21 protein-coding genes and 1 tRNA gene are annotated in these 22,757 nt (G+C 66.7%); 13 read left to right on the forward strand and 9 right to left on the reverse strand.

The genetic code is table 11. The annotated features are described in order from the left end of the window. The 4 genes from VF649_RS02285 to VF649_RS02300 all read right to left on the reverse strand — a co-directional run. The coding region (locus VF649_RS02285) for a beta-ketoacyl synthase N-terminal-like domain-containing protein (protein ID WP_331010339.1) at nucleotides 1-742 on the reverse strand (742 nt) is incomplete at its 3' end. Further along, complete coding sequence (locus VF649_RS02290) at nucleotides 739-1,377, reverse strand: 3-oxoacid CoA-transferase subunit B (protein WP_331010340.1); 639 nt, start codon at nucleotides 1,375-1,377, stop codon at nucleotides 739-741. The genes VF649_RS02285 and VF649_RS02290, both read right to left, overlap by 4 nt. After that, nucleotides 1,377-2,084 (reverse strand): CoA transferase subunit A, encoded by a 708-nt coding sequence (locus tag VF649_RS02295; protein WP_331010341.1) that lies wholly within the window; start codon nucleotides 2,082-2,084, stop codon nucleotides 1,377-1,379. The genes VF649_RS02290 and VF649_RS02295 overlap by 1 nt, the downstream gene beginning before the upstream one ends. Beyond that, nucleotides 2,068-3,087 carry a LysR family transcriptional regulator gene (locus VF649_RS02300; protein ID WP_331010342.1) on the reverse strand — a complete coding sequence of 340 codons (1,020 nt, stop codon included), beginning with the start codon at nucleotides 3,085-3,087 and terminating at the stop codon, nucleotides 2,068-2,070. The genes VF649_RS02295 and VF649_RS02300 overlap by 17 nt, the downstream gene beginning before the upstream one ends. A gap of 99 nt (nucleotides 3,088-3,186) precedes the next feature. On the opposite strand from VF649_RS02300, the gene VF649_RS02305 reads away from it, so the two are divergent. Together VF649_RS02305 and VF649_RS02310 are read left to right on the forward strand one after the other, a co-directional pair. Then, nucleotides 3,187-5,295 carry a malate synthase G gene (locus VF649_RS02305; RefSeq protein WP_331010343.1) on the forward strand — a complete coding sequence of 703 codons (2,109 nt, stop codon included), beginning with the start codon at nucleotides 3,187-3,189 and terminating at the stop codon, nucleotides 5,293-5,295. Further along, entirely contained in the window at nucleotides 5,295-5,825 is a 531-nt protein-coding gene (locus tag VF649_RS02310) for a gamma carbonic anhydrase family protein (RefSeq protein WP_331010344.1), read from the forward strand. Before VF649_RS02305 ends, VF649_RS02310 begins: the two co-directional genes overlap by 1 nt. A 16-nt stretch (nucleotides 5,826-5,841) precedes the next feature. On the opposite strand, the gene VF649_RS02315 is transcribed toward VF649_RS02310, so the two are convergent. Then, nucleotides 5,842-7,467, reverse strand: coding sequence for an NAD(P)/FAD-dependent oxidoreductase (locus VF649_RS02315; RefSeq protein ID WP_331010345.1), 1,626 nt, complete (start codon nucleotides 7,465-7,467; stop codon nucleotides 5,842-5,844). 141 nt (nucleotides 7,468-7,608) lie between these two features. Here VF649_RS02315 and VF649_RS02320 point away from each other — a divergent pair, with 141 nt between their 5' ends. Beyond that, complete coding sequence (locus VF649_RS02320) at nucleotides 7,609-8,916, forward strand: UDP-glucose/GDP-mannose dehydrogenase family protein (protein WP_331010394.1); 1,308 nt, start codon at nucleotides 7,609-7,611, stop codon at nucleotides 8,914-8,916. A gap of 81 nt (nucleotides 8,917-8,997) precedes the next feature. Beyond that, nucleotides 8,998-9,186 (forward strand): hypothetical protein, encoded by a 189-nt coding sequence (locus tag VF649_RS02325; RefSeq protein WP_331010346.1) that lies wholly within the window; start codon nucleotides 8,998-9,000, stop codon nucleotides 9,184-9,186. Nucleotides 9,187-9,206: 20 nt separating this feature from the next. On the opposite strand, the gene VF649_RS02330 is transcribed toward VF649_RS02325, so the two are convergent. Then, complete coding sequence (locus VF649_RS02330; protein ID WP_331010347.1) at nucleotides 9,207-10,640, reverse strand: DUF6880 family protein; 1,434 nt, start codon at nucleotides 10,638-10,640, stop codon at nucleotides 9,207-9,209. A 90-nt stretch (nucleotides 10,641-10,730) separates the two neighbouring features. Here VF649_RS02330 and VF649_RS02335 point away from each other — a divergent pair, with 90 nt between their 5' ends. From VF649_RS02335 to VF649_RS02345, 3 genes are read left to right on the forward strand one after another with little or no spacing between them, the layout of a single operon-like run. Beyond that, nucleotides 10,731-11,387, forward strand: coding sequence for an extensin family protein (locus VF649_RS02335; RefSeq protein ID WP_331010348.1), 657 nt, complete (start codon nucleotides 10,731-10,733; stop codon nucleotides 11,385-11,387). 59 nt (nucleotides 11,388-11,446) lie between these two features. Next, nucleotides 11,447-12,316 carry an LOG family protein gene (locus tag VF649_RS02340; protein WP_331010349.1) on the forward strand — a complete coding sequence of 290 codons (870 nt, stop codon included), beginning with the start codon at nucleotides 11,447-11,449 and terminating at the stop codon, nucleotides 12,314-12,316. After that, nucleotides 12,313-12,990 (forward strand): alpha/beta hydrolase, encoded by a 678-nt coding sequence (locus tag VF649_RS02345; protein WP_331010350.1) that lies wholly within the window; start codon nucleotides 12,313-12,315, stop codon nucleotides 12,988-12,990. Before VF649_RS02340 ends, VF649_RS02345 begins: the two co-directional genes overlap by 4 nt. An 11-nt stretch (nucleotides 12,991-13,001) precedes the next feature. On the opposite strand, the gene VF649_RS02350 is transcribed toward VF649_RS02345, so the two are convergent. Further along, nucleotides 13,002-13,397, reverse strand: coding sequence for an acyl-CoA thioesterase (locus tag VF649_RS02350; RefSeq protein WP_331010351.1), 396 nt, complete (start codon nucleotides 13,395-13,397; stop codon nucleotides 13,002-13,004). 5 nt (nucleotides 13,398-13,402) lie between these two features. Continuing rightward, nucleotides 13,403-13,891: a MarR family winged helix-turn-helix transcriptional regulator gene (locus tag VF649_RS02355; RefSeq protein WP_331010352.1), complete on the reverse strand. Its 489-nt coding sequence runs from the start codon at nucleotides 13,889-13,891 to the stop codon at nucleotides 13,403-13,405. 99 nt (nucleotides 13,892-13,990) lie between these two features. Here VF649_RS02355 and VF649_RS02360 point away from each other — a divergent pair, with 99 nt between their 5' ends. The 4 genes from VF649_RS02360 to VF649_RS02375 all read left to right on the forward strand — a co-directional run bounded on the left by VF649_RS02360 (nucleotide 13,991) and on the right by VF649_RS02375 (nucleotide 20,132). Next, nucleotides 13,991-15,082, forward strand: coding sequence for a branched-chain amino acid aminotransferase (locus VF649_RS02360; RefSeq protein WP_331010353.1), 1,092 nt, complete (start codon nucleotides 13,991-13,993; stop codon nucleotides 15,080-15,082). Nucleotides 15,083-15,138: 56 nt separating this feature from the next. Next, nucleotides 15,139-15,213, forward strand: a tRNA-Gln gene (locus tag VF649_RS02365). 612 nt (nucleotides 15,214-15,825) lie between these two features. Further along, nucleotides 15,826-18,690: a TonB-dependent receptor domain-containing protein gene (locus tag VF649_RS02370; RefSeq protein WP_331010354.1), complete on the forward strand. Its 2,865-nt coding sequence runs from the start codon at nucleotides 15,826-15,828 to the stop codon at nucleotides 18,688-18,690. A gap of 179 nt (nucleotides 18,691-18,869) precedes the next feature. After that, nucleotides 18,870-20,132 (forward strand): Xaa-Pro peptidase family protein, encoded by a 1,263-nt coding sequence (locus VF649_RS02375; protein ID WP_331010355.1) that lies wholly within the window; start codon nucleotides 18,870-18,872, stop codon nucleotides 20,130-20,132. Between the two features lie 210 nt (nucleotides 20,133-20,342). On the opposite strand, the gene VF649_RS02380 is transcribed toward VF649_RS02375, so the two are convergent. Continuing rightward, nucleotides 20,343-21,413 (reverse strand): arabinan endo-1,5-alpha-L-arabinosidase, encoded by a 1,071-nt coding sequence (locus VF649_RS02380; RefSeq protein ID WP_331010356.1) that lies wholly within the window; start codon nucleotides 21,411-21,413, stop codon nucleotides 20,343-20,345. 241 nt (nucleotides 21,414-21,654) lie between these two features. Here VF649_RS02380 and VF649_RS02385 point away from each other — a divergent pair, with 241 nt between their 5' ends. Next, nucleotides 21,655-22,137 carry an Hsp20 family protein gene (locus tag VF649_RS02385; protein ID WP_331010357.1) on the forward strand — a complete coding sequence of 161 codons (483 nt, stop codon included), beginning with the start codon at nucleotides 21,655-21,657 and terminating at the stop codon, nucleotides 22,135-22,137. Between the two features lie 143 nt (nucleotides 22,138-22,280). Next, entirely contained in the window at nucleotides 22,281-22,754 is a 474-nt protein-coding gene (locus tag VF649_RS02390; protein ID WP_331010358.1) for an Hsp20/alpha crystallin family protein, read from the forward strand. The last annotated feature ends 3 nt before the right edge of the window (nucleotides 22,755-22,757 follow it).

Here is a 22,757-nt window from a genome sequence, read left to right on the forward strand (position 1 = left end):
TGACGCTGCCGTCGGGGCGTACGATGCCCTTGAGCTTGGCCAGGGCCTCGACGCTGGTGCTGCGCGGATGTTCGTCGCGGTCGACGATCAGGTGATCGCCCTTTTTCTGCGGCACGTGGACCGCGACGATCTCGGCGTCGAACCGGCCCGAGCTTTGCGCGGCGGCGGCGCGGCGCTGGCTGTCGCAGGCGAACGCGTCCTGATCGGCGCGCGATACGCCATAGCTCTCGGCGACGTTCTCGGCCGTTTCCGGCATCGAATCGGTGCCAAAGGCGCGGCGCATGGCCGGATTGACGAAGCGCCAGCCGATCGTCGTATCCTCCAGCCCGGCGGCGCGGGAGAAGGCGGTGTCGGCCTTTGCCATCACGAACGGCGCCCGGCTCATGCTTTCGACGCCGCCCGCGATCATCAGCCGCGCGTCGCCGGCACGGATGCTGCGTGCGGCCAGCCCGACCGCGTCGAGGCCGGACCCGCACAGCCGGTTGATCGTGGCGCCGGGCACCGTTTCCGGCAGGCCCGCCAGTAGCAGCGCCATGCGTGCGACGTTGCGGTTATCCTCGCCCGCCTGGTTCGCGCAGCCGAGCAGGACATCATCGACGGCATCCCAGTCGACCGACGGGTTGCGCGCCATCAAGGCGCGGAGCGGGTGCGCGGCGAGGTCGTCGGCCCGGACCGACGACAGCGCGCCGGCATAGCGTCCGATCGGCGTGCGGATCGCGTCGCAGATATAGGCGGCGGTCATGCCGCGGCGAAGGCGGCCACGGTCTTCGCCTGGATCTCGGCCAATGTGACGCCCGGCGCCATTTCCAGCAGGGTCAGGCCCCCTGCGACCTTGTCGCAGGCAAAGACGCACAGGTCGGTGACAATCAGGTCGACCACGCCCGCGCCGGTCAGCGGCAGCGTACAGCGATCGAGAACCTTGGATTCGCCGGCCTTGTTGGCGTGATCCATCACGACGACGACGCGCTTCACGCCGGCGACCAGGTCCATCGCGCCGCCCATCCCCTTCACCATCTTGCCCGGGATGGTCCAGTTTGCGATGTCGCCATTGGCGGCGACCTCCATCGCGCCCAGGATGGTCAGGTCGATGTGCCCGCCACGGATCATCGCGAAACTGTCCGACGACGAAAAGAAGGAGGAGGTCGGCAGCTGGGTGATGGTCTGCTTGCCGGCGTTGATCAGGTCGGCATCGACCTCGTCGTCATAGGGGAACGGCCCCATGCCGAGCATCCCGTTTTCGCTCTGCAACGTCACATGGACGCCGTCCGGGATATAATTGGCCACCAGCGTCGGGATGCCGATGCCGAGATTGACGTAGAAGCCGTCCTTGAGTTCCTGCGCGGCGCGTTGCGCCATCTGGTCGCGGGTCCAGGCCATCAGACGCTCTCCCTTTCACGCACGGTGCGCTTCTCGATCTTCTTCTCGTTGATCGTACTGCGCACGATCCGGTCGACATAGATGCCGGGCGTATGGATGCAGTCGGCATCGAGCGCGCCGGCCGCGACGATCTCCTCCACCTCGACCACGGTGATGCGCGCCGCGGTCGCCATGATCGGGTTGAAATTGCGCGCGGTCTTGCGGAACATCAGATTGCCCTCCGGATCGGCGCGCCACGCCTTGATGATCGCCAGATCCGCCTTCAGCCAGCGTTCGCGGACATAGGTTTCGCCGTCGAAATCCTCCAGCGGCTTGCCGTCCGCCACGACGGTGCCGACGCCGGTCTTCGTGTAGAAAGCGGGGATGCCGGCGCCGCCCGCGCGGATGCGTTCCGCCAGCGTGCCTTGCGGGTTGAGTTCCAGTTCCAGTTCGCCGCCGAGATATTGCTGCTCGAACAGCTTGTTCTCACCGACGTAGGAGGAGATCATCTTCGCCACCTGGCGGCTTTCCAGCAGCATCCACAGCCCGAAGCCGTCGGCCCCGGCATTGTTGGAGATGATCGTCAGCGCCTTCGCGCCCGAATCGCGGACGACGGGGATCAGGCTTTCGGGATTGCCGGACAGGCCGAAGCCCCCCGACATGATGGTCATCCCGTCGAACAGCAGCCCGTCAAGCGCGGCGGCGGGACTGTCATAGATCTTCTGCATTGCCCTGCTCCCAGCCGATGTCCGGAGTGCGACCATCGGATCGGATCGCGTCCTGCCATCTGGAACGCGGGCGGGAAAGCCCCTCCTGTCGAAAACCGCTCGATTGCGCGGCACGCTCCCAAGGAGCAGGTGCGGCGTACAGCGCACGCAACCAGTCGACGAGCGCGGTGACGGCTGGGGGGATCAGGCCGGCGGCGGGATGGACGGCGTAAATGCCGACGTCGACGGAGCCCTCATGGTCGACCAGCACGCGCGCCAGCCGCCCGGCCGCAATGTCGTGATCCACATCCCACAGCGAACGCAGCGCGATGCCGACGCCCGCCAGCGTCAGTTCGCGGACGACCTCGCTGCTGTTGGTGCCGACATGGCTGCGGCGGTCGACGATGACGGGGCCGTCCGGTCCCTCCAGCCGCCAGGGCAGTTGCCCGTCGGCGGCCAGCAGACGGTGGTCGGCAAGCGCGGCAATGCCATTGGGATGGCCATGGGCCGCAAGATAGGCAGGCGCGGCGCACAGGATCCGGCGGCTGGTGCCGAGGCGGTGCGCGGTCAGCCCGGAATCGATCGCCGGCGCGATCCGGACCGCGACGTCGATCCGGTCGGCGATCAGGTCGGAAAAGCCGTCCGACAGGTCAAACCGAAGATCGACCCCGGGATAGGCATCGAGAAACAGACCGAGGTGCGGGGCGAGATGGAGCCGGCCGAACGAAGTGGGACCCGACAGGCGCAACGGGCCACGAACGTCGCGCTGATGCCCCGAAACCCGCGCTTCGGCGGCCGCGACCGCCGCCAGGATGGCGACGACATCATCATGAAAGGCGGCGCCGGCCTGGGTCAGCGCCAGCCGGCGCGTGCTGCGATGGACCAGCTGCGTACCCAGCCGGCGTTCGAGCCGGGCCAGCCGCTTGGACGCCATCGGCGGCGAGATCGCCAGCCTGCGCGCCGCGGCGGAGATGCTGCCGGTGGCGACGATGGCGGCGAACAGGTCGTAATCGGGATCCACCATTCGTTCCTGCCGGGAAAGACTGTCGTCGGGAACTTGTGTCTACTGAACGGACGCGGGGCCGGCTACACCGACCGCGCAGGACAGACAGGAGGAAGCCGGATGATCGACAGGACGGATCGCGCGGGATTGCAGGTCGCGAACACGCTGGCCACGTTCATCGAGACGCGCGTCTTGCCGGGAACGGGGGTCGCGGCCGATACCTTCTGGGCCGGCATGGCGGATATCTATGCGCGCTTCGCCCCCGACAATGCCGAATTGCTGGCGGTGCGCGACCAGATGCAGGCGCAGATCGACGCATGGCATCTGGCGCGCGCGGGTCAGCCGATCGCGATGCCCGCCTATCAGACCTTCCTGCGTGCGATCGGCTATCTGGTCGACGAGCCCGCGCCGTTCACGATCGGTTCGACCGGCGTCGACGCGGAACTGGCGACGATGGCGGGACCGCAGCTGGTGGTGCCGGTGCTGAACGCGCGCTTCCTGCTGAACGCGGCGAATGCGCGCTGGGGCAGCCTGTACGATGCGCTATATGGCACCGATGCCCTGCCCGGGGCGGCAGCGGGCAAGGGCTATGATCCTGAGCGGGGGGCGCAGGTGATCGCCTGGGCCAAGGCGTTTCTCGACCGGACATTGCCGCTGGCGGACGGCAGCTGGGCGGACTTCGCAGGCGGGATGCCGGTGCTCGCGGATCCTACGCAGTATCGGGGTCATGCCGGCGAAACCCTGCTGTTCCGGCATAATGGACTGCATATCGAGGTGGTGGTGGACCGCGACCATCCGATCGGGCGGACCGATCCGGCGGGGATCGCCGATGTGGTGCTGGAATCGGCCCTGTCGACGATCGTGGACCTGGAGGACTCGGTCGCCGCGGTCGATGCGGATGACAAGGTGGCGGCCTATGCCAATTGGCTGGGGCTGATGCAGGGCGATCTGGAGGCGCAGTTCGAGAAAGGCGGCCGGACGCTGACCCGTCGGCTGGCGGAGGACCGCCGTTATGACGCGGCGGATGGCGGGACCATCACGCTGCCGGGGCGCAGCCTGTTGCTGGTGCGCAATGTCGGTCATCTGATGACGACGCCGGCGGTGCTGTTGCCGGATGGGACGGAGGCGCCGGAAGGCGTATTGGACGGGATCGTCACCAGCCTGATCGCGCTGCACGACCGGAACGGCGCCGGTATCCGCAACAGCCGGACCGGTTCGATCTATATCGTGAAGCCCAAGATGCACGGACCGGACGAAGCCGCATTCACCAACCGGCTGTTCGATGCGATCGAGGATCTGCTCGGCCTGCCGCGCCATACGATCAAGGTCGGCGTGATGGATGAGGAGCGGCGGACGTCCGTCAACCTGGCCGCGTGCATTGCGGCGGTGAAGGACCGGATCATGTTCATCAACACCGGGTTCCTGGACAGGACCGGCGACGAGATGCACACATCGATGCGGGCGGGGCCGATGCTGCGCAAGGGCGACATGAAGACGTCCGCATGGATCGCGGCCTATGAAAATCGCAACGTGCAGATCGGGCTCGCCTGCGGACTGTCGGGCCGGGCGCAGATCGGGAAGGGCATGTGGGCGGCCCCCGACCGCATGGCCGACATGCTGGACCAGAAGATCGCGCATCCCCGCACCGGCGCTAGCACCGCCTGGGTTCCCAGCCCAACGGCGGCCACGCTGCACGCGACCCACTATCATGCCATCGACGTGTTCGCGCGCGCGGCGGAGCGCGTTGCCGAGCCGATCGCGCCGCTCGACGCGTTGCTGACGATTCCGTTGGCGGATGGGCGCAACTGGAGCCCCGCGGACATTCGGGACGAGCTGGACAATAATGCGCAGGGCATCCTGGGTTATGTCGTGCGCTGGGTGGACCAGGGCGTCGGATGTTCGAAGGTGCCCGACATCCATGATGTCGGCCTGATGGAGGACCGCGCGACCTTGCGAATCTCGTCGCAGCATATGGCGAACTGGCTGTTGCACGGCGTCGCCACGCCGGACGAGGCGGAAGCGGCGCTGGAACGGATGGCGGCCAAGGTGGATGCGCAGAATGCCGGCGATCCGCTGTACCGGCCGATGGCGGGCGTGGCCGATACCAGTCTGGCCTATCAGGCCGCACGCGCGCTGGTCTTCGACGGACTGACGCAGCCCAATGGCTATACCGAGCCGTTGCTGCACCGGTTCCGGCAGCGGGCGAAGGCCGCGGGGGCGGCGGCCTGATGCCGGTCTATGCGCTGGACGGGCGGCAGCCGCGACGGCCCGATGACGGTTCCGCCTGGATCGCGCCGTCCGCCGACGTGATCGGGGAGGTCGTGCTGGCGGCGGAGGTCAGCATCTGGTTCGGGGCGGTGGTGCGGGCCGACAATGGCGCGATCCAAATCGGCGCGCGCAGCAATGTGCAGGATGGTGCAATGCTGCATTCCGATCCGGACGCGCCGCTGACCATCGGTGCGGGCGTGACGATCGGGCATCATGCGATCCTGCATGGCTGCACGATCGGCGATCATGTGCTGGTGGGGATGGGCGCTACGGTCCTGAACCATGCCGTGATCGGCGCGGACAGCCTGATCGGCGCCGGGGCGCTGGTGACGGAGGGCAAGGCATTTCCGGCGGGCAGCCTGATCGTCGGCGCCCCCGCACGGGTGGTGCGGGCCTTGTCCGAAGCGGAGATCGCACGGCTGCGCCAGTCGGCAGCGGTCTATTGCGAGAAGCGGGCGCTCTATGCGGCCCGCCTGGAACAAGTGGGATAAACGCAGTGCCCGCGGATCAGCGATCGCCGACCAGATCGAGCGCCAATGCCTCCGCGACCTTGATACCGTCGACCGCGGCCGAAAGGATGCCGCCGGCATAGCCCGCACCCTCCCCCGCCGGATAGAGGCCGCCGGTGTTGAGGCTCTGGAAATCGCGGCCACGGGTGATGCGGATGGGCGACGACGTCCGCGTTTCGACCCCGGTCAGCATCGCGTCGGGATGATCGTAGCCCGGAATCTGACGGCCGAAGGCGGGCAGCGCCTCCCGCATCGCGGTGACCGCGAAATCGGGCAGGCAGTCGGCCAGGTCGGTTGGATGAACACCGGGGCGATAGGACGGGACGACCGCGCCGAAGCCGGTGGAGGCGCGGCCGGCAAGGAAGTCGCCCACGGTCTGGCCGGGTGCGGCATAGCTGGATCCACCCGCCAGATAGGCGCGGCGTTCCCAATGGCGTTGCAGCGCGATCCCCGCGAGCGGCGACCCCGGATAGTCGCGCGCGGGATCGATGCCGACGACGATGCCGGAATTGGCATTGCGTTCGGCACGCGAATATTGGCTCATCCCGTTGGTGGCGACATGGCCGGGTTCGGACGTGGCGGCGACGACGGTGCCGCCGGGACACATGCAGAAGCTGTAGACCGTGCGCCCGTTCGCGCAGTGATGCGACAGGCTGTAGGCGGCCGCGCCGAGATCGGGATGCCCGGCGCAGGTGCCGAACCGCGCGCGATCGATCCAGGATTGCGGATGTTCGATGCGGACGCCGATCGAAAACGGCTTGGCTTCGACATGGACGCCGCGATCATGGAGCATGTGAAAGGTGTCGCGCGCGCTGTGCCCGACCGCCAGCACGACATGCGACGCCGCCAGATGCCCACCATCATGCAGGTGCAGGCCGCGCAGGTGGCGCGTCCCGTCCGCCGCGACCGCGATGTCCAGATCGTCGACCCGCGTGCCGAAGCGATATTCCCCGCCCAGCGCCTCGATCGTCGCGCGCATATGTTCGACCATGGTGACGAGGCGAAACGTGCCGATGTGCGGATGCGCCTCGGTCAGGATTTCCGGCGGTGCGCCGGCGGTAACGAACTCGGTCAACACCTTGCGCCCAAGGTGGCGCGGATCCTTGATCTGGCTCCAGAGCTTGCCGTCGGAAAAGGTGCCGGCGCCGCCCTCCCCGAACTGGACGTTGGATTCGGGTTCCAGCACGCCGCGGCGCCACAGGCCCCAGGTGTCCTTCGTCCGTTCGCGCACGACCTTGCCGCGATCCAGGATGATCGGGCGGAATCCCATCTGCGCCAGGATCAGTCCGGCGAACAGGCCGCAGGGGCCGGCACCGATCACCACCGGGCGAGGGCCGGCCGATCCCGTCGGCGCGCGCGCGACGAAGCGGTAGTCGGTGTCAGGCGTGGGGCGGACATGCGGATCGCCGGCAAAGCGGGTGAGGATCCCGGCTTCGTCATGAACCTCCACATCGACCGAATAGACGAGCAGGATCGCCGATTTGCGACGGGCGTCATTGGCGCGGCGGGCGATGGCGTGGTGAACCAGCGCATCCGGCGGGATGCCGAGCCGTGCGCAGATCGCGGCCGGCAGGGCTTTCGGTGGATGATCGAGCGGCAATTTCAGGTCGGACAGGCGCAGCATCGCACCGCCTTAGCCGGATATGGTGCATTCTGCCACGTCGGGCTGGGACGGTAAAACAGGTGCAAGGCAGGGAAATGTCGGATAACGGGCATGACGGCGGTCGCAGGGCCGACGGGATCACCAGGATGGGAATGGCGGGCAATGCGGATCACGATGATCGGGACGGGATATGTCGGGCTGGTGTCGGGGGCGTGTTTCGCGGATTTCGGCCATGACGTGATCTGCGTCGACAAGGACGCCGCGAAGATCGACGCGCTGCATGCCGGCATCATGCCGATCTACGAACCCGGGCTGAAAGAATTGGTGGCGACCAACGTCAAGGGTGGCCGCCTGTCGTTCACCACCGATCTGACCGAGGGCGTCGCCGGCGCGGATGCGGTGTTCATCGCGGTCGGCACCCCGTCGCGCCGCGGCGACGGCCATGCCGACCTGACCTATGTCTATGCCGCCACGCGCGAGATCGCGGCGGCGCTGACCAAGCCGGCCGTGGTCATCACCAAGTCGACCGTGCCGGTCGGTACCGGCGACGAGGTGGAGCGGATCATCCGCGAGGTGGCGCCCGATGCGAAGGCCTGGGTCGTGTCCAACCCCGAATTCCTGCGCGAAGGTGCGGCGATCGAGGACTTCAAGCGTCCCGACCGCGTCGTCGTCGGCACCGAAGATCCGGAAGCGACCGCCATCATGGAAGCGGTGTATCGCCCGCTCTACCTCAACCGGTCGGCGCTGATGTTCACCGGTCGGCGCACCGCGGAACTCATCAAATATGCCGCCAACGCGTTCCTTGCGACGAAGATCACCTTCATCAACGAGATCGCCGACCTGTGCGAAGTGGTGGGCGCCGATGTGAAGGACGTGTCGCGCGGCATCGGCCTCGACAATCGGATCGGATCGAAGTTCCTGCACGCGGGCCCGGGCTATGGCGGGTCCTGTTTCCCGAAGGATACGCTGGCGCTGTTGAAGACCGCGGAAGACCATGAGGTCCCGGTGCGGATCGTGGAAGCGGTGGTGCAGGTCAACGACAGCCGCAAGCGCGCGATGGGCCGCAAGGTGCTGCGCGCGATGGGCGAGGGTGATCATCGCGGCAAGCGGGTCGGCGTGCTGGGCCTGACGTTCAAGCCGGATACGGACGACATGCGCGATGCGCCGTCGCTGGCGCTGATCCAGGCGTTGCAGGATGCCGGCGTGTCCGTGCGCGCCTATGATCCGGAAGGCGTGGAGCAGGCGGCGAAGATGCTGACCGGTGTCGAGTTCGTGGCCGATGCCTATGCCGCGGCGGCCGATGCCGATGCGCTGGTGATCGTGACGGAGTGGAACGCGTTCCGCGCGCTCGATCTGCAACGGATTGCGGGTGCGATGCAGGCGCCGGTGCTGGTCGACCTGCGCAACATCTATCATCGCCGCGATGTCGAGGCAGCGGGGCTGCATTATCACGGGATCGGCCGCGGCTGATCCGCTTGATCGCGGGCGGCACGGTGGCCGCCCGCCGGGGTCGACGTCCACAGCGCCGGTCCGCGACGCAGGGAGCCTGTCATGACCGATCGCGATCCGCCATCCGCCGAGGATAACCGGACGCCGCGCGTGGTGCGGCCGTGGATCATCCTGTTCGCGGTGGTGGCCGTACTGGCCGCCGGCGGCATCCTCTATGCCTTCACGACGCGGTTCGGGCAGACCGCGACGCCGGGTGCGACGCCGGTGGGGGGAAGCCGCCCGGCCCGGTAAGCCGCGGCCGGACCGGGGCGTCAGCCGTTCGCGACCGCCTCCCAAAACCCGGTCTTGCGGCCATGATCCCGGCGAAGCGCCGCGACATAGCCAGCGTGGTCGGGCAGATCACCATGATCGACGATGCGGACATCGGCCGTCGCGCATTCCGCGAGGTGACGTGCGGCATGGCCGTAGCGCGCCGAGCGCGCAGCGCGGAGCGTGAAATCGATGATCGCGCGGCGCAGGATCGTGGCCGCAAGCGGATCGGCGCCATCGAGCCGGTCGGCGGCCTCGCTCAATACCTCATAGCGATTGCCGTCCAGGTCGTCGCGGCGGGCCAGCACCATGCGCGCGGCGCGTTCCGGCGCGGGCCATTCGATCAGGAAGGCGAGCGCGGCATGAACGTCGTTATGACGTTCGACCAAAGCGAGCGCACGCTGTTCCGCCTCGAAATCATCGAAATCGGGCAGCCGGCGGAGATGGTCGCGCAGATGACCGGCGTGGAGCACGGATTGGAACCGTTCCCAGCGCAACGCCTGCGCTGCATCCGCCCGACCCAGCGTTTCGAGAATGTCGAGCCGCACCATGTCCATGTCGGCGGGGATGAAGGCGGCGCGTACCGGGTGCGCCGCGTCGAGCGTCGCCAGCGCGGTATCGGCCCGGCCCGCCGCCAACAGGCGCCGCGCGATCGCGGTGGCGACCAGCGGCTGTCGCCGGGTGGCGTCGGGATGATGCGCGATGTAGGCGTCCACATCGCCCTCCGCGTCGGCCATGTCCCGCAGCAGGCGACGTGCGGTTTCTGCGCGGCGTCGGGTGGCGGAATGCGCGTAAAGGGGACCCGACAGGCCATAGCCGATCACCGGCCCCAATTCTTCCGGCGTCGGTTCTGTCTGTCCCCACGCCGCGATCTGTTTCTTCAGCCGGTCGCGTCCTTCGGCGCCGAGCAGCGGCGCGATCGTGGCGATCAGTCCGTCATATTGGCCCTGGTCCCCGGCGGTCAGTGCATCGAACACCCGGTCGGCCAGCGCCGGCGGAGCGATCGCCGCCGCCTGGGACAGCCGGCCGATATCACTGGCAGCGCGGCGGAGCAGATCGACCAGATGACCGCCGCCGTCCTCGGTACGATCGAACAAGCGGTCGGCGAGGCCGAGGAACGCCCAGAGCAGTTCATGGGCCGTTTTCGGATCGCTGGCCGCAAGCGGCCCGACGATGGCGGCATGCTGCGTCGACAGGTCGGCGATCAGCGCGCGCAATTGTTGCCAGTCGAGCCGGCCGCGCGCCTTGGCGATGGTGGCGATCCGCTTGCGGACCTGCGCCGCGATCTCGTCCGGCCCCGCGACATCGGCGAGTGCCAGCCGCAGCCGGCGCTTGATCGCACCGTGACCGGTCGACACCTCCATCAGCAGGGCGGCGAGCGCGGGGGCACCGAGTTTTTCCAGGTTGCGCGCGTTGAGCGTGGTCGAAGCTGCCATGTCCGACAGGTGGCGCGATTCCGGGCGCGGTTCAACCGCCACTGGCGACCGGTTCATCGGGGAGTCAGCTTCAGCCGGCGATCGTCCGGTATGCGGATATGGGCGATCCTCCTGTTGCTGATCGTGACCGCCTGTATCCCGGCGGGGCGCCCCGAACCGCGGGCGCCGGCCCGGCGGCCGGCCGCGACACCGGCGCGACCGGTCTTGTCCGAACGGGCGCTGCGTCAATGCCATGCCGATCTTGGCCGTGCCGGGGTGTCGTTCCAGGCGCTGCCGGACCGGGTGTTCGGTGGCGGATGCGATGCCACGGCCGCGGTGAAGCTGGTCGCCATCGGCACGCCGGTCACCAACCTGGGCGCGCTGCGATGTCCGCTGGCGCTGGCTTTCTCGCGCTGGGTGCAGCAGGTGGCGCAGGTCGAGGCGGAGCGTCGTTTCGACCAGCCGCTGCGCCGGATCGACAGTTTCGGGACCTATGCCTGCCGACCGGTAAACGGGCAGGTGGGCCAGCGGCTATCCGAGCATGGTCATGCCAATGCCGTCGACATCGCGGCGTTCGTGCTGGCCGACGGGACGCGCTTTACCGTACGCGACGGCTGGGCCGGTCCGGATGCACGGATCCGCGACTATCTGCATGCGGTGCATGACGGTGCGTGCCGGCGGTTCGGCGTGGTGCTGGGGCCCGATGCCAATGCCTATCACCGCGACCATTTCCATTTCGATATGGCGAGCAGCGACTATTGCCGCTAGAAGGCGCCGCTTTCCCGCGGGGATCGCCCCGCTTTTCCGGGCAAAAGCAGGATCTCCGCATGACCGACCGCCAGATTCCCAAGCGTGTCTTTTCCCCCGCGCGCGATGAGGCGGAGGTCGTATCGAAGCAGCTGTCGACCCCGCAGACATCCGATCCCGCTTACCGGCTGGCGTTCCAGGATCCCGATTTCCTGCTGCGTGAGGATCTGCGTTCGGTGCGGTTCCAGCTGGAATTGCTGAAGCCCGAATTGCTGCTCAACGAAGCGGGGATCGGATCGACCTTCGTCTTCTATGGTTCGGCGCGAATCCCCGAACCGTCGAAGGCACAGGCGCTGGTCGCCGCGGCGGGCGATGGTCCGCGCGCCAAGGTGGCGGCGCGGCTGGCGGAAAAGGCGAAATATTATGACGCGGCGCGCAAGCTGGCGGCGCTGGCCAGCGGCACCGCGCCATCGGAGGATGGCAAGCGCCAGCTGGTCGTCTGTTCGGGCGGGGGGCCGTCGATCATGGAAGCCGCCAATCGCGGCGCGGCCGATGCCGGGGCCGAGTCGATCGGTCTGAACATCGTGCTGCCGTTCGAACAGGCGCCGAACGTCTATGTTACGCCGAAGCTGTCGTTCCAGTTCCACTATTTCGCCTTGCGCAAGATGCATTTCCTGTTGCGCGCGCGCGCCGTGGCGGTGTTCCCGGGCGGGTTCGGGACATTTGACGAGACGTTCGAGCTGCTGACCCTGATCCAGACCGGAAAGGTCACGCCGATGCCGATCCTGTTCTATGGGCGAGAGTTCTGGAACCGGGTCGTCAATTTCGAGGCGCTGGTCGAGGAAGGCGTGATCGGCGCGCAGGACCTGGAGCTGTTCCGCTTTGTGGAGACAGCGGAGGAAGGCTGGGCCGCGGTCCAGGATTATTGGGCGGCGCACCGGCGGGCATGAACCGCCCGCCCTCCCGCGCCCGCATGCTGGGCGAACTCGCCACGCCGCTGGCATGGATGCGGGGCCAATGGGCATGGCGCGGATTGGCGCGCGCCTGCCCGGGTGATGGCCGGCCGGTGCTGGTCCTGCCGGGATTTCTGGCCGGGGACCGCACCACCGCGACCTTGCGCCGGACGCTGGCCGCCGCCGGATATCGCCCGCAGGGCTGGGGATTGGGGCGCAACCTGGGGATCAGCCCGGCCCTGATCGACGGCATGCTGGCGCGGCTGGAGGCGATGACGCGCGATCGCCCGGCGGCGGTGATCGGGTGGAGCCTGGGCGGGCTGTATGCGCGCGAACTCGCGAAGCGGATGCCGGACCGGGTCGAACGCGTGTTGACGCTGGGCACGCCCTTTTCCGGTGACATCCATGCCAACAATGCCTGGCGATTGTATCAGCGGGTCGCGGGCCACGCCGTCGATCGGCCGCCGGTCGATGCCGTGCTGCCAGAAAAGCCGCCGGTGCCGACCTTCGCACTCTGGAGCGCGCGCGACGGGATCGTCGCGCCGGCGGCGTCGCGCGGGCTGCCGGGCGAGGCGGACGTGGCGGTGGAGGTCGATTGCCTGCACATCGCCTTCACCAGCGCGCCGGAGGCGCTGCGCGCGATCCTGGAGGTGCTGGCGCGGCCGGTGTAACCGATGGGCCTTCAAGCCAGAAAGGGCGCGATCACCTCCGCAGGCACGCGAAGCGGCCGGCCGGTGGTGCGGTCGAGAATCGCCCAGGTCGTGCGGGCGCGGACATGGACCTTGCCATCGCCGCCGGTGAACTCCATCAGCCGGTCGAACTTCGCGCCGCGCGGCGCATCCGCGACCCAGGTGCGCGCGGTGACGGTCTCGCCCGCCTTCAACGCGCGCAGATAATCGATCTCATGACGGGTGATCAGCCAGACATAGGCGTCATGATGGCCGGGCGCCGCCACCGCATGCCAATGGGCGGTCGCGACATCCTGGATCCAGCGGACCCAGACCGCATTGTTGACATGACCCAGTTCATCGATGTCGTCGGGCAAGGCCGTGATCGGCAGCAGGAACGAAGTCGCCATGGCGTTCAGCCCTTTTCCCCGAGACCCGCAATCCGCGGGCGGTCGGCCGGCGGGATCAGCGCTTCCAGCACCGCCCAGAACCCCGCGACCGCGCCCGGCCCGGCGTCGCTATAGGCGCGCCCCAGCTTGGCGCGCAGCATGTCGAACAGCTGCGCTTCCAGTACCGCGCCGGCGGGGGTCAGGCGCAGCAGGCGCTGGCGTCGGTCGCTGGTTCCGGGGCGGGTGTCGATCAGCCCCCGGGTCGTGAGATCGGTCAGCACGCGACCGAGCGATTGCTTCGTGATGCCGAGCAGGCGCAGCAGCGTGCCGACGTTCAGCCCGGGCTGACGTGCGGTGAAATACAGCACGCGGTGATGCGCGCGCCCCAGGCCATGCGCCGCCAGCGCATCGTCGATCCCGCGATAGAGCTGGGCCTGTCCGAAATGCACGAGTTCGATGCCGCGCCGGATCTCGGCTTCGCGCAGGAACAGCGGCGATGCGGGCGGGGCAGGCATGTTGACCCCTCCTGACAGCGCGCCTAACCGGACGCAACCGCCAAGCGGGAGGACGGTCCCGCCGGGCCGCGCCACCAAAGCCCCTGAAGGAGCCGCCACGTGACCGAGCAGACCTTTCGCATCGAACCGCATGCCACGCCGGTCGATGCCGGTACGCGCGCGGGCATGCTGGTCGATCCGGGGTTCGGGCGCGTGTTCACCGATCACATGGTCGTCATCAACTATGCCGAGGGCAAGGGCTGGTACGATCCGCGCGTGCAGGCGCGCGCGCCGATCCAGATGGATCCGGCGTCGTCGGTGCTGCATTATGCGCAGGAAATCTTCGAAGGCATGAAGGCGTACCGCACGCAGGACGGCGGTGCCGCGCTGTTCCGCCCCGATGCCAATGCGCGTCGCTTCGCACAATCGGCCGAGCGCATGGCGATGCCGCCGCTGCCGGAGCCGCTGTTCCTGGAGTCGGTGCGCGCGCTGGTCGCGGCCGATCGCGACTGGATCCCCGGGCAGGAGGGCGGGGCCCTCTACCTGCGCCCGTTCATGTTCGCGAGCGAGGTGTTCCTGGGCGTGAAGCCCAGCGCGGAATATCTGTACATGGTGATCGGATCGGCCGTCGGCGCCTATTTCAAGTCGGGAACGCCGACCGTGTCGCTCTGGGTTTCCGAAGACTATACGCGCGCGGCGCCGGGCGGGACCGGAGCCGCCAAGTGCGGCGGCAACTATGCCGCCAGCCTGCTGGCGCAATCGGATGCGATCCGGCGCGGCTGCGACCAGGTCGTGTTCCTCGACGCGGTCGAGCGTCGCTGGGTCGAGGAACTGGGCGGGATGAACATCTTCTTCGTGTTCGACGACGGTTCGGTGGTGACGCCGCCGCTGGGCGGGACGATCCTGCCTGGTATCACCCGGGATTCGATCCTGACGCTGGCGCGTGATCAGGGCGTTACCGTGCGCGAAGAACGCTATGCCATCGATCAGTGGCGCGCCGACGCGCGGAGCGGGCGCCTGCGCGAAGCCTTTGCCTGCGGTACCGCTGCGGTGGTGACGCCGATCGGCACGGTGCGCAGCGTCGATGGCGATTTCACGATCGGCAATGGCGGCAGTGCCGGCGAACTGACCCTGAAACTGCGCACCGCGCTGGTCGATATTCAGCGCGGCCTGGCGCCCGATCCGCACGGCTGGGTCGAAAAGCTGTTCTGAACCCGCCACCAACCCCCTTCCCTCCCGCGCCCGCCCGGCTATAAGGCCGGGCACGTTGGGGCGTCGCCAAGTGGTAAGGCAGCGGCTTTTGATGCCGCCATGCGCAGGTTCGAACCCTGCCGCCCCAGCCAATTTCATCATAAGTCGTTGTTTTAGCTGAAAGCGACGCTGGTCCGGCTTTGGCGTCCGCCGGAGGCGTTCCATCACGTGTCGTGTGACGTATCTGCCGTCCGCTACCCTGAAAACAGGGGCTTTCGCCTTCGCAAGTGAAGGTTTCGCGTCATTGCGCTGGACCGATTAGACGTGGTGGCGATTTCAGGCGGCCATATCTCCTGCGACCAAATCCTTTGGCGAGAATAGGCCGATCGGTTTGGTAGAGGAGATATGTGTCGCCGAGCTGTTCCGTACACTGCGCCGCGTGCCGAGGAACCATCACAAGACACCAGTACATGGCGGCATTCCGCGTCCGGCAGCGGCCTGAAAACGGGGCAGGTCATGTGGCCGAACAGGGGCTTCATACTGCCCCCAGATCCTTCTGGCTCGACCCAGCTCACGCAAAGAGCCCTCGTTAACCATGTTGCAATTTTGTAACATAAACGGATCGATCGTTGCCATCGGGTAAAAGGATACGCCCTGTCTATTGCGGCGCAGCACTTTTTCCCGAACCTTGGGCGCATCACTCAGGGGGCCGTTACGATATGAAGAACCGAACATCGCTGCGTTCAGGCATATGCCTTTCTGCCATGCTGCTCGCGAGCGCCGCTGCCCATGCACAGGCGGTTGATGTCGGCCCTGCGGCTGGCGCAAGCGCCGCGACGAACGATGTGGCGGGCACGACCGACGACATCATCGTCACGGGATCGCGCATCCGGCAGAGCCCGCTGGAACAGCGCTCGCCGGTCGTCACGCTGGACGCCGCTGCCCTGGCCCAGACAGGGCTTACGTCGGTGGCCGACATTCTCCAGCGCCTGCCCAGTGCGGCCGGCGGCCTGAACACGAAGGTCAACAATTCGGGCAACATCGGCAATCCCCAGGATGGCGGCGGGGTCGGGGCCGGTTCGTCCGAAATCGACCTGCGCTATCTGCTCGCCAAGCGTACGCTCGTGCTGGTCGACGGCCTTCGCTACGTCAACGGCGCCTCGGCCAGCGGCATCCCGGGCACGGTCGATCTGAATACCATCCCCAACAGTTCGATCGAACGGATCGAGGTTCTGCAATCCGGCCAGTCTCCGCTCTACGGCTCGGACGCCATCGCCGGTGTCGTCAACATCATCACCAAAAGCAGCCAGCAAGGCCTGCGCATGTCCGGCCAGTTCGGTACGTTCCGCGCGGGCGACGGCCATTCCTATAACGGCGATATCAGCTACGGCGTGAAGGGACCCACGACGTCGCTGGTGATCGGCGCCAGCTATGTGAAGGAAGGCAGCGTCCGCACGCGGGACCGGACCATCTCGCAATTCCCGAACCCTGGCCAGACGAGCTGTACCGATCCCCGCGGCGGTTGCTCGGGCGCGGCGCTCGGCGGCCGCATCGTGTTCAACCAAGGCAATGCAATCCGTCCGCAGGGCGGCACGCTGACCGTACGCCAGAATGGCCTCAGCACGCGCGGCGTCTATGATCCCACGCTGGTCGGTGGCGATTTCCGCGCCTTCACCACAGCGGACCGGTTCAATTTCTCGCCCTTCAACTATTTCCTGACCCCGTCGGAACGCTATGGCGCGTTCGTCAACTTCAAGCAGGAACTGGGGTCCGACATCAACCTGCGCGTCCGGGCGATCTACAATCACCGGGAGTCGCAAAACCAGGCTGCGTTCCTGCCGCTGAACGTCGGCCCCGACGCGGGCACCGGCACGCTGACCGATCGGATCTCGATCGACGCAACCAATCCGTTCAATCCGTTCGGCGTCACGTTATCGGCGGGCGGCGCAGGCCAGCCGCCGGCAAATTACGCGCTGATCGGCCGCCGACTGGTCGAGGCGGGGCAGCGGACCTACGATCAGCGGGTCGACACCATGACGGTGACGGCAACGCTCGACGGCAAGTTCCAGCTTGGCGAACGGACCTTCTACTGGGACGTAAACGCGGTGCAGGGCTTCAATGACGCGAAGCAGGTATTCACCGGCAACATCAACACGCAACGGCTCGCCCGCGCGCTTGGCCCGGTTTCACAATGCACCGGCGAATGCGTACCGTTCAACATCTTCGGCGGCGCGGGTTCGATCACGCCGCAGATGCTGGCCTATGTCGGTTTCACCGAACGGGCGCGGAGCAGTCAGGAACTCCGCGACTATACCGCCAACGTGACCGGTGAGCTGTTCGACCTGCCGGCCGGTCCGGTCGGTATCGCGGTCGGGTATGAGCATCGCTATCAGCAGGGACAATTCACGCCAGATCCGATCATCCAGGCGGGATTCGGTGCAGACATTCCGGCACAGGCCGCCGGCGGCTCGTTCAACTCGGACGAATTCTACGGCGAGATCCGCATCCCGCTGCTGAAGGATGTGCCATTCTTCAATTCGCTTGAGGCATCGGGTGCGGTGCGCCACGTCAATTATTCGATCAGCGGCAGCAACACGACCTATACCGCGACGGGTTTGTGGAAGCCGATCTCCGATCTGCTCTTCCGCGCCTCCTTCGCAGAGGGGTTCCGCGCGCCGAGCATCGGGGAACTGTTCGGTGCGCAATCGCGATCCGACATCGGCATTCCCGATCCGTGCAGCAACATTGCAGGATCCCGCTACCAGGCGTCCGCCACGGTGCGGGCCAACTGCGCGGCAAACGGCGTGCCGACCAACGGCAGCTATCAGGAACCGACCGGCCAGCTCGGCGTGACGACCGGTGGCAACCGTGCATTGGCACCCGAAACGTCGAAGACCTGGCTGTTCGGCGGCGTGCTGAGCCCCGCCTTTTTGCGTGACAGCGGTTTTGCCAGCCAGTTCGCGCTGGAGGCGAACTATTACGACATCAAGGTGTCAGGCGCGATCGCCTCGACCAACCCGCAGGTGACGCTGGCGCGGTGCAGCGAAGCCGGCGACGCGCTCAGCTGCTCGAACGTAGTGCGCAGCACCAGCGGCCGCATTTCCAGCATCGTGGGTCTGTTGCAGAATATCGGCCAGATTCGCACCCGCGGCATTGATCTGACACTCAACTACCGGTCGCCTCAGACCGGAGCGGGTATTTTCGGGCTGTCGCTCAACGGCAACCACCTGATGAAATATACCGAGACGACCCCGACCTCCACCGGGTTGGCTGCGATCAGCTACCGAGGCACCACTCGCGGATCGCCCGACCAGTCCTATCCCAAGTTCAAGGGAACCGGGGTGGTCAGCTGGAGCATTGCAGATCTGGAGGCATCGTTTACGGGGCGCTACATCAACCATGTTACCGAAAACACCGGCGCACGACTCAAGAACACCTTCTACGGCGATGTTCAGCTGATCTTCTCGCCCGCCTTCCTCGACAGGAAATACGACCTGACCGTCGGCGTGCGCAACGTCTTCAATCAGGATCCACCGGCCTGCACCACGTGCACCGGCCCGAACTATGATCCGACCACCTACGACGTTCCGGGTCAGTTCGGGTATGTGCGCGTGTCGTACAGGATGTGATCCTCGCGTAGATCCAGCCGGAGGAGGGCACCCGCCCTCCTCTGTGCGACATGAGCGGTCTGCATGACCGGGACTTGGGAACGGCCATTTACGGCTGTTACGAACCTCTCCGTTCGTCTGCCTGGATCGATTGCAGGCGTTCGGTCGATGCAGTGCACCACTTCAAATGATGAGAGGGGATGATGCTTCCTGGTCCGATCTCTCGCCGCCGCCTGTTTCTGGGGAGCGCCGCACTGACGGTGGCGCCCCTGCTGCCTGGCCCCCTGTTCGCCACGCCAGACACCGGGGGCCTGCGCAAGATCACCGATGATGCTGCGCCGATTTCGGTTGCCGAACGCCTGCTGCGGATCGATCGGGCGCGCCGGCTCATGCGCGAACAGGCCATCGATGCTGTTGTGATCGAGCCGGGTGCGAGCCTCGTTTACTTTACGGGCGTGGAATGGAGGCGGAGCGAACGACTGACGGCCGCCATCCTGTTCGCCACGGGCGACGCGGTGATCATCACCCCCTTCTTCGAAGCGCCGTCGGTGCGGGAAACGCTGGCGATCCCGGCCGAAGTGCGGGTTTGGCAGGAGGATGAAAGTCCGATCGCGCTGATCGCAGGTGCGCTGAAAGCGCGCGGGATCGGCAACGGCACGGTAGGCATCGAGGAGACGGTGCGATTTTTTGTCAGCGATGGCCTCGCCAAACTGGCACCGGGGATCAGGGTCGTATCGGCAAACGCGATCGTTCGGGGCTGCAGGATGATCAAGACGGCCGCCGAGATCGCGCTCATGCAGAAAGCGGCGGAGGTGACCATCGCGGCCTATCGCTGGGTATGGCCGCGCATCGCGATCGGGATGGCTCCGCAAGAGATCGGCGCCATGATGAACGCCGCAACCAGCAAGCTTGGTGGCACACCGGAGTTCGCACTCGTGTTGCTTGGGGAAGCGGCTGCCTATCCGCACGGATCACACCAGCCGCAGCGCGTGCGCGAGGGGGAAGTGGTCCTGATGGATTGTGGCTGCTCGGTACAAGGCTATCAATCGGATATCTCGCGCACCTTCGTGCCGGGCAAGGTACCCGCCGATGTCCGCCGGGTATGGGACATCGTGTGCGAGGGTCAGCAGATAGCGTTCCGCACCGCGCGCGTCGGTGTTCCCGCCGGCAAGGTGGACGATGCGGTCCGTGCTTTTTATGAAAAACAGGGCTTCGGCCCGCGATACCGGCTCCCCGGCCTCTCACACCGTACCGGTCATGGCATCGGTCTTGATGGGCATGAGCCGGTCAATTTCGTCCATGACGAGATGACGCCGCTGATGCCTGGCATGTGCTTCTCCGACGAACCCGGCCTCTACCTGCCGGGCAGGTTCGGAGTGAGGCTGGAGGACTGCCTGCACATGACGGAAAGCGGTCCCGCCTGGTTTTCAAGACCGCCAACGTCGCTGGAGAACCCGGTCTGATGCGGGGATCATGGCTCAAAAGCGGCCGGGAAATCCTCCGTCCCATGCCGAAAAGCGGATCTACCGGGCTCTGGTTCAGAACCGGGCCGTAACGGCAGACGATCGAGTCTGGGTGTGAGTCCAAGAGGGTGCGATACCATCCCTGGAGGTCGTGCTGTGGATCCCGCAACATATGCCGACGAGCCGCTTGCGATGCCGGCACCCGTGCGATCATCCTTCCGGGACGGGCCAGCCATCGGCACCCCAGCGCAAGCGCACGATGCGCAGGGTCGGGATGCCTTTTTCCTGCCGGTCATAGGCATGGTAGACGAGATAGTCGGTGCCGTCGCGATCGCGCAGATGGCCGGCATGGCCGGGGCCACGGAAGCGTTGCTTTTCGGGCAGGTCGGCGCGCAGGAGGATGGTACCGCCGCCCTGCATCATCGCGCTGCCGTCCTTGCCGAGATAGGGGCCGGTGATCGCACGGGAGCGGCCGATCACCGTATAATAGGTGCTGGCGTTGCCCTTGCAGCAATAGTCGTAGGACGCGATCAGCCAGTACCAGCCACCATGATCGATCACGAACGGCGCCTCGACCGGGGCCGGCGCACCCGCGGGGACCGGCCGCCGTGCGATCGAAACCGGCGCTTCGCCGGCCGTGCGCAGCTTGCCCGTGGCGGGATCGAGCGCGAACATCTTCAATCCGCTCCAGAAACTGCCGAGGGCAAGCCAATGCGTGCCGTCGCGCGCAGCGACGAAGTTCGGATCGATGGCGTTGAAGTCGTTCGAGGGACTGGACAGGACGACCATGCCATCATCCCGCCAGCCATAGTCCGGACGTGCCGCATCCAGCGTCGGGCTGCTGAGCAGGCCGATCGCGGACCGGTTGGAACCGAAGGTCGAGATCGAATAATAGAGGCGGTAGCGACCTGCGACGAAGGACAAATCAGGCGCCCAGGCATTGGTCGCCCCCGGAATGGCGCGGGCCGCCCAGGCCGGCAGTGCGGACAGCGGTGGTGGCGCTTTCCGCCAATGCACCAGATCCTGCGAAACGCGGTGCGCCAGAATGCGGTCGGGCCCATCCCCGATGCCGGTAGAGAAGACGTGATAGGTGTCGCCTTCCCGGATGATGACGGGATCATGCGTGGGCGCGATATCGCCCTGCAACCGGTCGTTGAGTGTCGGGGTGGACGGACCCGGGGATGGTGATCCCGCCTGCGCGCCCGCCTGCGCCAAGGGCCCGCCCGCCGCAAGCGACAGCATCGCCGCGAGCAGAACCCCGTTCACCGATCGCCGGTTCATCCTCACTCTCCTGACATTTCGGCTTTCGTCGGGTCTTGTCGGCGCCATGTCAAATCAAAGATCATGTTTGAAACACACCTATTCTCCGGTCGAAAATTTTCGGGGCGGGCCCCTTGACGCTGGTCGCGGCCAAACCATCTTGCCGTCGCCGGATGCGAAAATCGGTCCGGCAGGACATTGAGGGCACCGGCTCTCTGGCCGTGCGCCTCATGCTCAAATTGCTCATGAGGAGGATTTGACCATGCGAACCACATTTGATTTTTCGCCCTATCGGCGGTCCACCGTCGGCTTCGACCGGTTCTTCGAACTGCTGGAAAACAGCGCGCGGGCGGAGACGGCGGACGGGTACCCCCCGTTCGATATCGAACGCGAGAGCGAGGACAGCTATCAGATCACGCTGGCGGTCGCCGGCTTCCGTCCCGACGAGATCGAGGTGGTGGCCCAGAACAACCAGCTGACGATCACCGGCCGCAAGGCGGACGAGAAGGACAGTGGCCGTTACCTGCACCGCGGCATCGCGACGCGCGCGTTCGAGCGGCGGTTCCAGCTGGCCGATTTCGTGCAGGTTCAGACCGCCAATTTCGAGAACGGCCTGTTGCGGATCGCGTTGAAGCGCGAGGTACCGGAGGCGATGAAGCCACGGCGGATCGCGATCAACGGCGCACCGCACACCGCCCGGGACGAGCGCCTGGAGGCGCCCGCCGAGGAACGTCGCGCGGCCTGATCCCGCGCGGCGCCCGCCGGCCGCCGTACAGGTGGCCGGCGGTGTCCCGGCACGTTCAGCCAATGCCATCAATGCCATTCTTTCAGCCAATGGAGGACCAGATGACCATCCGTGATCTTATCCCCTGGAGCAGGCAGAATGATGTGACCCGCCTGCCCGTGGAGGCGCCGCGCGACCGCGAAGCCTCGCTCTTCGCCCTGCACCGCGAGATGAACCGCGTGTTCGACAGCCTGTTCGACGACTGGACCCGGCCGCTGCTGGGCAGTGGACCGGGGCGAGGGCTCAACTGGCCGCAGATCGCGCTTGCGGAAACCGAGCGCGACATCCGCGTGACCGCCGAGCTGCCCGGACTTGACGAGACGGATGTCGAGATCACCGTCGAGGAGGGCATCTTGACGCTGCGCGGTGAAAAGCAGGTCGACACCGAAGATCAGGCGCGCGGCTATTCCGAGCGGAGCTATGGCCGGTTCGAACGACGGATCGGCTTGCCGCGCGGTGTGGAGCGCGACCAGGCGGAGGCGACTTTCCGCAACGGCCTGTTGACCGTGACGCTGCCGAAGACGGCGGCGGCGAACGAGAATGTCCGCCGCATCCCGGTGAACAGCCAGGCCGCCTGACGG

The organism is Sphingomonas sp., from assembly GCF_036387535.1.
In the GTDB taxonomy this organism is placed as follows: domain Bacteria; phylum Pseudomonadota; class Alphaproteobacteria; order Sphingomonadales; family Sphingomonadaceae; genus Sphingomonas_R.

Coding starts and splice junctions, on each gene's coding strand:
- VF649_RS02330 (WP_331010347.1), bottom strand. CDS start 10,640: ATGGCAGCTTCGACCACGCTCAACGCGCGCAACCTGGAAAAACTCGGT.
- VF649_RS02340 (WP_331010349.1), top strand. CDS start 11,447: ATGACCGACCGCCAGATTCCCAAGCGTGTCTTTTCCCCCGCGCGCGAT.
- VF649_RS02295 (WP_331010341.1), bottom strand. CDS start 2,084: ATGCAGAAGATCTATGACAGTCCCGCCGCCGCGCTTGACGGGCTGCTG.
- VF649_RS02315 (WP_331010345.1), bottom strand. CDS start 7,467: ATGCTGCGCCTGTCCGACCTGAAATTGCCGCTCGATCATCCACCGAAA.
- VF649_RS02310 (WP_331010344.1), top strand. CDS start 5,295: ATGCCGGTCTATGCGCTGGACGGGCGGCAGCCGCGACGGCCCGATGAC.
- VF649_RS02305 (WP_331010343.1), top strand. CDS start 3,187: ATGATCGACAGGACGGATCGCGCGGGATTGCAGGTCGCGAACACGCTG.
- VF649_RS02370 (WP_331010354.1), top strand. CDS start 15,826: ATGCTGCTCGCGAGCGCCGCTGCCCATGCACAGGCGGTTGATGTCGGC.
- VF649_RS02385 (WP_331010357.1), top strand. CDS start 21,655: ATGCGAACCACATTTGATTTTTCGCCCTATCGGCGGTCCACCGTCGGC.
- VF649_RS02325 (WP_331010346.1), top strand. CDS start 8,998: ATGACCGATCGCGATCCGCCATCCGCCGAGGATAACCGGACGCCGCGC.
- VF649_RS02290 (WP_331010340.1), bottom strand. CDS start 1,377: ATGGCCTGGACCCGCGACCAGATGGCGCAACGCGCCGCGCAGGAACTC.
- VF649_RS02355 (WP_331010352.1), bottom strand. CDS start 13,891: ATGCCTGCCCCGCCCGCATCGCCGCTGTTCCTGCGCGAAGCCGAGATC.
- VF649_RS02375 (WP_331010355.1), top strand. CDS start 18,870: ATGATGCTTCCTGGTCCGATCTCTCGCCGCCGCCTGTTTCTGGGGAGC.
- VF649_RS02350 (WP_331010351.1), bottom strand. CDS start 13,397: ATGGCGACTTCGTTCCTGCTGCCGATCACGGCCTTGCCCGACGACATC.
- VF649_RS02320 (WP_331010394.1), top strand. CDS start 7,609: ATGCGGATCACGATGATCGGGACGGGATATGTCGGGCTGGTGTCGGGG.
- VF649_RS02335 (WP_331010348.1), top strand. CDS start 10,731: ATGCGGATATGGGCGATCCTCCTGTTGCTGATCGTGACCGCCTGTATC.
- VF649_RS02300 (WP_331010342.1), bottom strand. CDS start 3,087: ATGGTGGATCCCGATTACGACCTGTTCGCCGCCATCGTCGCCACCGGC.
- VF649_RS02345 (WP_331010350.1), top strand. CDS start 12,313: ATGAACCGCCCGCCCTCCCGCGCCCGCATGCTGGGCGAACTCGCCACG.
- VF649_RS02380 (WP_331010356.1), bottom strand. CDS start 21,413: ATGAACCGGCGATCGGTGAACGGGGTTCTGCTCGCGGCGATGCTGTCG.